General features: G+C 39.5%; 8 protein-coding genes, 1 tRNA gene and 1 pseudogene. 9 read left to right on the top strand and 1 reads right to left on the bottom strand.

The window, feature by feature from the left end; all coding sequences use genetic code 11:
• Nucleotides 1-223 precede the first annotated feature (223 nt).
• The 9 genes from AC1UFB_RS12010 to AC1UFB_RS11970 all read left to right on the top strand — a co-directional run bounded on the left by AC1UFB_RS12010 (nucleotide 224) and on the right by AC1UFB_RS11970 (nucleotide 6359).
• Entirely contained in the window at nucleotides 224-643 is a 420-nt protein-coding gene (locus AC1UFB_RS12010; RefSeq protein ID WP_035319955.1) for a MarR family winged helix-turn-helix transcriptional regulator, read from the top strand.
• 10 nt (nucleotides 644-653) lie between these two features.
• Nucleotides 654-1448, top strand: a complete 795-nt coding sequence (gene racE, locus AC1UFB_RS12005) for a glutamate racemase (RefSeq protein ID WP_061785400.1) — start codon at nucleotides 654-656, stop codon at nucleotides 1446-1448.
• A 122-nt stretch (nucleotides 1449-1570) separates the two neighbouring features.
• Entirely contained in the window at nucleotides 1571-2656 is a 1086-nt protein-coding gene (locus AC1UFB_RS12000; RefSeq protein WP_100346746.1) for a GerMN domain-containing protein, read from the top strand.
• Between the two features lie 422 nt (nucleotides 2657-3078).
• Nucleotides 3079-3801 (top strand): ribonuclease PH, encoded by a 723-nt coding sequence (gene rph, locus AC1UFB_RS11995; protein ID WP_035320239.1) that lies wholly within the window; start codon nucleotides 3079-3081, stop codon nucleotides 3799-3801.
• A gap of 36 nt (nucleotides 3802-3837) precedes the next feature.
• Nucleotides 3838-4434: an XTP/dITP diphosphatase gene (locus AC1UFB_RS11990; RefSeq protein WP_061785002.1), complete on the top strand. Its 597-nt coding sequence runs from the start codon at nucleotides 3838-3840 to the stop codon at nucleotides 4432-4434.
• A gap of 14 nt (nucleotides 4435-4448) precedes the next feature.
• Nucleotides 4449-4958 (top strand): metallophosphoesterase family protein, encoded by a 510-nt coding sequence (locus AC1UFB_RS11985; RefSeq protein ID WP_061785003.1) that lies wholly within the window; start codon nucleotides 4449-4451, stop codon nucleotides 4956-4958.
• Nucleotides 4959-5084: 126 nt separating this feature from the next.
• Nucleotides 5085-5158, top strand: a tRNA-Arg gene (locus tag AC1UFB_RS11980).
• 141 nt (nucleotides 5159-5299) lie between these two features.
• Complete coding sequence (locus tag AC1UFB_RS11975; protein WP_482589321.1) at nucleotides 5300-5647, top strand: hypothetical protein; 348 nt, start codon at nucleotides 5300-5302, stop codon at nucleotides 5645-5647.
• A 49-nt stretch (nucleotides 5648-5696) separates the two neighbouring features.
• Entirely contained in the window at nucleotides 5697-6359 is a 663-nt protein-coding gene (locus AC1UFB_RS11970; protein ID WP_482589319.1) for a tyrosine-type recombinase/integrase, read from the top strand.
• A gap of 152 nt (nucleotides 6360-6511) precedes the next feature.
• Here the strand turns inward: AC1UFB_RS11970 and AC1UFB_RS11965 are convergent.
• Nucleotides 6512-6734: pseudogene (locus tag AC1UFB_RS11965) on the bottom strand (IS4 family transposase); the annotation flags it as partial.

Below are 6734 nucleotides of genomic sequence, written 5' to 3'. Positions count from 1 at the left end.
TTTGATTGATACATTTATCGTACCGGAGGTGCCTGATGTTTTATATGCGTTGTTTGATTACGGGCTTACGTTCTAGCTTGAAAAAGAGCGTGAAAAAGAGGACAATAAACATGATAGTTACGAAGGTACGTAGGGCGCTATGCGTTTAAATAAAAATAGAAATAAGGTGAATTCCTTAGAAAGTTAGAAAGGTGGTATATGATTGCGAGATCAAGATGAAAGCATGGTAGCAGAGTTGGAAAGGTCGCTTCGACATATTGAAGCAATCATTAAACAAAAAGGTAGAGAAATTTTGGGGCAGTATTCGATTACTCCGCCCCAATTTATTGCATTGCAGTGGTTGTTTGAGCGTGGTGATATGACAATCGGTGATTTGTCTAATCGAATTTATTTAGCCTGCAGTACCACAACTGATTTAGTAGATCGTATGGAAAAGAACAAATTGGTGATGAGAGTAAAAGATCCAAAAGATAGACGAGTTGTTCGTATCCATCTGCTTCCAGAAGGAGAGCGGATTATTGAAGAAGTAATTTATAAAAGAAGAGGTTATCTAGAAGGTGTACTAAGTGACTTCTCAGAAGAGGAAATAAAAGATCTTCAAGGTAAATTAAAGAGATTACATGATGAAATGAAAGAAAAATGAGGCGATTTTTGTGAGTAGACCAATAGGTGTTATTGATTCAGGTGTAGGTGGATTAACCGTTGCGAAAGAGATTATGAGACAGCTTCCGAAAGAACAGATTATGTATATCGGAGACACAGCTCGCTGTCCATACGGGCCCCGACCCAGTGAAGAAGTGAAAGCTTTTACTTGGGAGATGACGAACTATTTAGTAGAGCGTAATATAAAGATGCTCGTCATTGCCTGTAATACAGCCACGGCTGTTGTACTTGAGGAGATTCAGCAGCAGTTAGATATTCCTGTACTTGGAGTCATTCAACCTGGTTCTCGTGCAGCGCTTAAAGTGACGAAAAATCACAAAATAGGTGTCATAGGGACAAACGGTACGGTCAAGAGTCAGGCGTATACACATGCTCTTAAAGCTTTGCATAATCGAGTAGAAGTAGATAATCTAGCCTGTCCACTATTTGTACCGTTAGTCGAGAGCGGTAATTATGAAAGTGACGAGGCTTTACAGATTGTAAAGGAAACGCTAAAGCCGTTGACTAACACGGATATTGATACGTTGATTTTGGGATGTACTCACTACCCGCTGTTACGACCCGTTATTCAACAGGTAATTGGAAGTGGTGTCCAGCTGATAAGCTCTGGTGAAGAGACAGCTATTGAGGTGAGCGCTATCTTATCTTATAGTAATTTACTAGCATCAAACGGTGAATTACCTGAGCATCAATTCTTCACAACAGGATCAGTTGAACTTTTTCAATCTATTGCATCGAAGTGGTTTGAGCATCCGGTGTATAACGTAAATCATATTGTTTTATAATCTACACAAAAGGAGCAGTGAGAGGTCGCTGCTCCTTTCGTATGAAAAAATAAATTCCTTCGGTCTAAAATAAAAAAAGGCTCGTATACATAATAGTACAAACCGTCTGAGGAGGGGAAGAAATGTCTAAAAAGACAAATCTTATCATGGTGTCAGCAGTGGTAGCTACATCGGTACTATTATCGGGATGTGGGATGTTTGGCGGTGAAAAAACGGCAGAAATTGATCCGCCAAAAGATGTCACCTACGTTAAAGATGAAAAAGCATTGGAAACTGAAGGTAAAGTAGCAAAAGAAGGAAGCAATCAGAAGAAAGAAGCAGCAAAGTCTAAAGCTGAAAATAAGACAGAAGTTTATTTGATTGATAAAAACGGCTACGTTGTGCCTCAAACATTAACTATGCCGAATGAAAAAGGTGTTGCGAAACAATCGCTTGAGTATTTAATTGAAGGTGGAGAAGTTTCAAATCTCTTGCCAGATGGTTTCCGAGCGGTGTTGCCAGCGGATACTCGCGTGTTAGGAACGAAATTAGAAAAAGACGGAACGATGATTGCTGATTTTTCACCTGAGTTTGCCAATTATAAAAAAGAAGATGAACTTCGTATTTTACAAGCAATTACCTGGACACTTACTCAGTTTGACGGGGTAGAAAAAGTTAAGCTTCGTATTAATGGCTATGATAAAGATACAATGCCAGTTAATAACACGCCGATTAGCGAAGGATTAAGCAGAGCGGATGGTATTAACTTTGATAATTCAGGTGTTGTGAATATTACTCAAACAAAGCCGGCTACGGTTTATTATTTAGCTCAAAACGGGAAGCACACGTACTACGTTCCTGTTACGAAACGAATCAAGGTGAATGAAAGCGATATGTATACAGCTATTGTTAATGAATTAGTGGAAGGTCCATCAGCTTCTTCAGGGCTTGTTACAGACTTTAATCCAGATGCGCAGCTTGTATCTAAGCCGAAATACGCGGACGGTGAGCTAACGTTAACGTTCAATGAAAATATTTTTGGTAATCTGAAAGGAAGCAAAGTATCTCAACAAGTACTAGATTCACTTGTCCTTTCATTGACAGAGCAAACAGGTGTTGAAAGCGTTGCGATTAAAGTAGACGGTAAGAAGACGTTAACGAATGAAGAAGGGAAAAAAATAACTGAACCGGTGTCTCGACCGAAAAATGTGAATACAAAAAGTTTCTAAAAGGTTTTTCACTATATTGATGATAAACATAAGAAGGAGACTGAGACGTAAGTAGGTCAGCCTCTACTATACCTGAACGATTGAGAGTTCATAACTTTTAATCGTTCAGGTTTTTTGGTTGATTGTGAAAACAATGTTGGAAACAGGGTGGAATGGAGCGTAGGACACTCGACTCCTGCGGGAAGAGAGGGAAAACGGAGACCCCGTAGCGCAATGGAACGAACGAGTTGAGACAAATCAAAGAGATGGGAACAGCTATAGTGTTCGTCTTTTAGAAGCAATCATTTTGTTATGTCCCAAACTCTTTTCTTATTCGATAGGTATGCTTGTTAATGATATAGGTATATAATGAAAGGTGTTGTGCTTTACAGCGTTCATACGAAATGATACATATAAAAAACTATATTTAAGGAGGAGAATATATGCGCAATGATGGTCGAAATCAAAAGGAAATGCGTCCGGTTACGATTAAAACGGACTACTTAAAGCATCCTGAAGGTTCTGTATTAATATCTGTAGGAGATACAAAAGTAATTTGTACAGCAAGCATTGATGATCGAGTACCGCCTTTTATGCGTGGTCAAGGAAAAGGTTGGATTACAGCTGAATATTCTATGCTTCCGAGAGCAACGCAACAGCGAAATATCCGTGAATCTACTAAAGGAAAAGTGACGGGGCGTACAATGGAAATTCAGCGTTTAATTGGGCGTGCTCTCCGCGCGGTTGTAGATTTAGATAAAGTTGGCGAAAAAACAATCTGGATTGATTGTGATGTTATTCAAGCTGATGGGGGAACGCGTACAGCATCCATTACCGGAGCGTTTGTCGCAATGACGCTTGCTTTTGAAAAGCTGCTTAAAGAAGAAAGAATGAAGGAAATGCCAATTACAGATTATTTAGCCGCTACGTCCGTTGGAATGCACCGTGAACATGGTGCGATTCTAGATTTGAATTACGAAGAAGACTCAACTGCAGAAGTTGATATGAACATTATTATGACAGGGCAAGGTAAATTTGTTGAGCTGCAGGGAACAGGTGAAGAAGCAACGTTTTCTAAACAAGAGCTTGATGAATTAATTTCGTTGGGGGAAAGCGGAATTAAGCATCTTATTGAAGCGCAAAAACAAGTGCTTCAATCGCTCTAAGCAAAGCTGTTAACATTAGATGTGGAGGAGATTAAGATGGTTCGAGAAGTCATTATTGCAACAAAGAATGCAGGGAAAGTAAAAGATTTTAAAACACTTTTTTCTTCTAAAGGCATTGAAGTTAAGTCGTTGCTAGATTTTCCTGAGATTGCTGATGTTGAAGAAACGGGAACAACTTTTGCTGAAAACGCCATTTTAAAAGCTGAAGCAATCTCACATACATTACATACTGCCGTTATAGCGGATGATTCTGGTTTATCTATTGATGCGTTAAATGGGGAACCGGGCGTGTATTCAGCGCGATATGCTGGCGAACAAAAGGATGATAATGCTAATATAGAGAAGGTACTAGAAAAGTTGAGCGGTGTGCCGTTTGCTGAGCGAACTGCAAGGTTTCATTGTACGCTGGCTCTTTCTGTACCAGGAAAAGACACGATTACAGTAGACGGAACGTGTGAAGGATATATCTTGGAAGAGAAAAGAGGAGAAAATGGCTTTGGCTATGATCCAATCTTCTATATCGAACGGTGGAAGCGTGCAATGGCGGAATTGACGAAAGAAGAAAAGAACACAATTAGCCACCGAGCAAACGCACTAAAAAAGCTTGAACCACTGATTGATGCCCAATTTTAAAGGAGTGATGACGTGTGAAACTATTGATTGTAAGCGATAGCCACGGGTTACAAGATGAGTTAATCGTAATTAAGGAGAGACATGCAGATGTAGATAAAATGATACACTGTGGTGACTCAGAACTTTTGCAAAATAGTAAAGAAATGGCGAACTTTTTAAGCGTTCGTGGAAATTGTGATTACGATGCATCCTATGTCAACGATCGCGTTGAAAAAGTGGGAGAAGCTACATGTTTGGTAACACACGGTCATTTGTATAACGTCAAAATGTCAATGATGAATCTTCACTACAAGGCAAGGGAAGTAGGGGCAAATGTCGCATGCTTCGGTCACTCTCACGTTGCAGGGGCAGAAGTAATGGACGGCGTATTGTTTATTAATCCCGGAAGTATTTTACTGCCGCGTATGAGAAAAGAGCGCACGTATGCTATACTTGAGGTTGAAGATAATGAAGCAACCGTTCAGTTTTATGATATAAGTGGTGAGCATATTCCTAGCATGCAGCTGACGTGCACGCTTGCTTAAAAAATAAATAAAATAAATGAGAAGAGAAAATTTCTCCTCTCTTCTCATTTATTTTTTAAAAAAACGTTGACTTTTTAATTATATTTAAATATAATTAAAAATGTCTTTGAAACAATTTAGTAATATGTCCCAGTAGCTCAGCAGGATAGAGCAACGGCCTTCTAAGCCGTCGGTCGGGAGTTCGAATCTCTCCTGGGACGTCCAACAGCGAATAACTACTACGATGAGCACATACGGTGACTTAATCGTAAACTCACTCGAATGATTTATCGGTAGTTATAAGCTAAACGTGTGTAAGAAGCGCTCTTTTTCGTCGGTTGGCGGAAAGGGGCGCTTTTTTTATGGGAAATAATCGAGTAGGTAAAAAACGCATGTTTATTAACGAACGAAAGGCATATCAGGAGCACACGGCTACACCTAACAACACACGTACTATCCACGCAAAACTAACGTTTGATGAAGCGTTAGACCTCTTTGTTAAGGCGAAAGAAGCGGAAGGGGTGCGCACAAGAACCGTTAAAGACTACTTAAAACATATTGAATGGTTCAAGCGCTATCTCAGCGACTTTCATCCACAGTGTATTTATATTGACAATTTAACTCCGACAATTATTCGTGACTATGTACGTTACATGAAGAACGAGAGAAGGCCGTATGAGGGCGTAGAGAAGCGAGAGAGGGGATCGTAAGGGTTTATCTATTAATACGATTAATATACGTCTTAGAACGCTTAAATCGATGTGTAACATATGGCATGCAGACGGATATATAGAATCTAATCCGATGAAAGGTATTAAGCAGTTACGAAATCCTCATGAAGATGAAATTAATGGATTTTCTGACGAGGAAGTAAGAGCATTATTACGAGCGCCGAGTGAAAGACAATATGCGGGTTGGCGGGATAAAGTTCTGATGCTTCTTCTATTAGACACAGGATTACGTATTAACGAGGCTGTCACGTTGCAAATAGATGCTTTGGATACCAAACGTCGCACATTAAGAGTAAAGAGCGAAATAGCTAAAAATGGAAAGCCTCGTGAAGTTCCTATTAGTCGTGAAGTGTTAAAAGCCCTCACGGAATTATATAGCGAATCAGCTAGTTATTTCGGTGAGACAGATTATATATTCCTATCAGCTTATGGTGAGCCTTTATCAGCAGATACGTTTAGACGTAGATTATGGAACTACGCAAAAGATTGCGGGATTAAACAAGCTACTCCGCACATGTTCCGTCACACATTTTGCCGTGATTATATTTTGAACGGTGGAGATATTTTTACGTTACAAAGAATCGTAGATCATGCAGATATTTCTACAACACGCAGATACATTCAAATGGACGATCATCATGTTAGAGGTCAACATAATCGCTATTCACCATTACGGAAATTTATTAGATAAAAAATACCACTAGCGTCGCATAAATTTTAACTGAATTTTCTGTTTTCTTATTTTTCTCTTTATAAAGAAAAACGAATACTCTTGAACAGAGGTAGTAAACATCCATTTTTTTACTATAACTGTTGACGAGTGTGACAGAGGCGGGAAACCCTTTATGGGACCGCTTTTCCTGCGATTTTTCGTAGCCATAAGTGAGCGGATTTCCATGGAGCTGCCTTCAGTAAACGACTAATTTGTAAGTACGTTCTCGAACTGTTCGTGTTCAGCTGTGCCAGTACATTTAGGCAATAGACAATCATTGCGATATACACCTGATTATGCACGCCTTGTTCGCTTTGTGCGTAGAACTTTTTAATCGTCAAGTGCTGCTTCAGC

Source organism: Priestia sp. KCTC 13724 (genome assembly GCF_056820425.1).
This window is presented reverse-complemented; position numbering and strand designations above follow the sequence as displayed.

Bases quoted from the DNA above. Each gene is read 5' to 3' on its own strand.
- rph (WP_035320239.1), top strand. From the start codon at position 3,079: ATGCGCAATGATGGTCGAAATCAAAAGGAAATGCGTCCGGTTACGATT.
- AC1UFB_RS11975 (WP_482589321.1), top strand. From the start codon at position 5,300: ATGGGAAATAATCGAGTAGGTAAAAAACGCATGTTTATTAACGAACGA.
- AC1UFB_RS11990 (WP_061785002.1), top strand. From the start codon at position 3,838: ATGGTTCGAGAAGTCATTATTGCAACAAAGAATGCAGGGAAAGTAAAA.
- AC1UFB_RS11970 (WP_482589319.1), top strand. From the start codon at position 5,697: ATGTGTAACATATGGCATGCAGACGGATATATAGAATCTAATCCGATG.
- AC1UFB_RS12000 (WP_100346746.1), top strand. From the start codon at position 1,571: ATGTCTAAAAAGACAAATCTTATCATGGTGTCAGCAGTGGTAGCTACA.
- AC1UFB_RS12010 (WP_035319955.1), top strand. From the start codon at position 224: ATGGTAGCAGAGTTGGAAAGGTCGCTTCGACATATTGAAGCAATCATT.